Origin of the sequence: Salinivirga sp. (assembly GCF_035268865.1) — a bacterium.
GTDB lineage: Bacteria > Bacteroidota > Bacteroidia > Bacteroidales > Salinivirgaceae > Salinivirga.
Map to the genome: position 1 here is coordinate 1 of NZ_DATFKB010000187.1, position 2310 is coordinate 2310.

At 41.9% G+C, this 2310-nt stretch carries 2 protein-coding genes; both read right to left on the bottom strand.

The genetic code is table 11. The annotated features are described in order from the left end of the window. Window positions 1–1670: glycoside hydrolase family 65 protein (locus VJ937_RS11145; protein WP_324067092.1), on the bottom strand; the 1670-nt coding region annotated here is incomplete at its 3' end. Window positions 1671–1697: 27 nt separating this feature from the next. Beyond that, window positions 1698–2310, bottom strand: a 613-nt coding sequence (locus VJ937_RS11150) for a cyclomaltodextrinase C-terminal domain-containing protein (protein WP_324067094.1), incomplete at its 5' end; no start/stop codon positions are given.

Here is a 2310-nt window from a genome sequence, read left to right on the forward strand (position 1 = left end):
TGGTCGTATGGGAAATACAGGTTTTCGCAAATTCGTTTCCAATTGGATATTTCGTCAGATTCTCCGAAGTTTGACTTTGTAACAATTCGCTGCCATTCTTCCGGTATGGTTTGTTTTACATAATTGATGGCTTCCATGGTATATTGCATGGTCCATTGCGCCATTTTAAGCGTATACCAGTTATTGTTTACATTGTTTTCATATTCGTTTGGACCTGTTACACCGAGCATTACATATTTTTGTTTGTCTTCTGAATAATTGACGCGTTGTGCCCAAAACCTTGAAATGCCAATTAATACTTCCAGTCCGTAATCGGCAAGGTAGCGTTTGTCTCCGGTATAGCGGATGTAACTAAATATTGCATAAGCAATTGCGCCGTTTCGGTGGATTTCCTCAAAAGTAATTTCCCACTCATTGTGGCACTCTTCACCGTTCATGGTAACCATGGGGTAGAGGGCTGCTCCATCTGTAAAGCCAAGCTTTTCAGCATTTTCGATGGCTTTTTGTAAGTGTTTAAAACGATATATGAGCAGATTGCGTGCTACATCGGGTTCAGAGGTGCTGAGGTAAAACGGCAGGAGGTAGGCTTCCGTGTCCCAATATGTGCTTCCACCATATTTTTCGCCTGTAAAGCCTTTGGGGCCAATGTTCAAACGTTCATCCTGCCCGGTGTAAGTTTGGTTTAGCTGGAAAATATTGTAGCGTATGCCCTGCTGTGCTGCGGTGTCGCCCTCTATAGCAATGTCTCCGTGGTTCCATTTTTCTTTCCATGCAGCTTTTTGCTCATCGAGAATGGTGCAGAAACCTTTGCTTTTGGCATAAGCCAGCACTTCGGAGGCTACAGTTTTCAGATCGCTGTTTTTATGATCTCTTGAGGTAACGACAGCAGCATACTTGTATATGGTTGTTGTCTTTTTCTCGTCCAGTTTAACATTTAACCTATGCGCAATATATTTCGTTTCCTCTATGGAATCGAACTGTGTTAACGACTGTGGTGTGCCGTCAACTTCGAGGCTGTAGTGCATGGCATAACAAGCCCTGAAGTGAGTTTTGCGTGTTTCGGTAATGAGATATGGTGCTCTTGCTGAAGCCGATTTTTCTATCTCATCCCAAAAATGCTCGTCATAGTTGGCATCTTCATTCTTAATATCCCCATCAATTGGCAGGAGTATTTCTGTTGGGGCAGAAAAGTTGAGTGGTGTAATGCTGTATTTAATGGCGCCCAGCTCATCGTTTACAATACTGAGCATACGGGTTGAGTGGATTTTAATTTGCTTGCCATCTGGAAACTCAGCCTTGTAAATTTTGCTGAAATGGCCGTTTTGCATATCGAGTTCGCGCCTGAAATCGATTAATTTTAGTTTATGCGGATCCAGCTCCTGTCCATCTATTTTAATGCGAATACCTGTCCAGTCGGGTGCATTAAGCACTTTTGCGAAGTATTCGGGATATCCGTTTTTCCACCAGCCTACGCGGGTTTTATCCGGATAATATACGCCGCCCAGGTAATTGCCCTGCAGGCTGTCACCTGAGAAATATTCTTCAAAATTTCCTCGTTGTCCGAATTTACCATTCCCTAAACTGAAAATACTTTCAGATATGCGGTTGTACTCTGGCCTGTAGCCCTCTTCTATAATTTTCCACGGATGATGTGTGATGTAGTTCTTCACGGTGCTAAAGTATTTTTGTTTTTTAATTTATTTCAATTCCAGTATTAATACGCTTCTTGCTGGCGCATTAAGGTTTTCTATTTTGTACTCTTTTCCGGTAATTATATCTCTGCCGCTTGTAAAACCTTTCGTACGCTCATAAAAATGGTTGGTATTTATTTTAGCGGCTTCTTTGTTTTTGTTGAAAACAACCATTATGGTATGGTCACTATCGTAACGAAAATAGACATAAGTGCCATCGTGGGTTGGCGCATACTGCATCAATTTGCCATGATGGATGGTTGAATTATTTTTTCTCCAGTTCAAAAGTTTTTTAATGAAATGCTGAGCTTCGGCTTTGGGCTCAGACAGGTTTTTACCTGTAAAAGCATTGGCTTTGTCATTTGCCCATCCACCCGGGAAATCTTCGCGAATTTGTCCGTGATCATGAGGTTTTGTATTACTCATAAGCACTTCTGTGCCATATTGGACTTGAGGTATACCTCTCATGGTCAGCATGTAAGCAATACCCATTTTGAAAAGATCAAGGTCTTCATTTACTTGCCGGTAAAAGCGGTCCATGTCATGATTATCCGGAAAAATGACCAGATTCATGGGGTCGGGGTAGAGGTAATCGCTGGCAAGTTTTTCATATACTTTG